This is a genomic window from Dyella sp. SYSU CM1112 (assembly GCF_058216415.1).
Window position 1 is genome coordinate 1 of sequence record NZ_JBZEGI010000163.1, and the last position, 253, is coordinate 253.

Here is a 253-nt window from a genome sequence, read left to right on the forward strand (position 1 = left end):
GCTATCGACCTTGACCCAGGTGCGGGACGAAGCGTCGCTGACCGCCGCCAGCCTGGGTTCGGCCTGGGCCGGTTTCGGCCAGGCGCTGTTTGCGCAGCCTCTGGAAAGTGCCTGGCAAACCGTGCTGCAGCCGGCGGCCAACAGTCTCAATGAGCTGTGGCGCGAGACGATCGCCGCGCCCTTCAATCAGTCCTTCAACGGGCGCTATCCGTTTTTCGATACGCAAGCCGATGCCTCGCTGGCGGAACTGGGC

At 65.2% G+C, this 253-nt stretch carries 1 protein-coding gene; it reads left to right on the top strand.

Annotation, left to right across the window (positions count from 1 at the left end; translation table 11 throughout):
* The coding region (locus AC4HNJ_RS22065; RefSeq protein ID WP_490481751.1) for a hypothetical protein at positions 1–253 on the top strand (253 nt) is incomplete at both ends.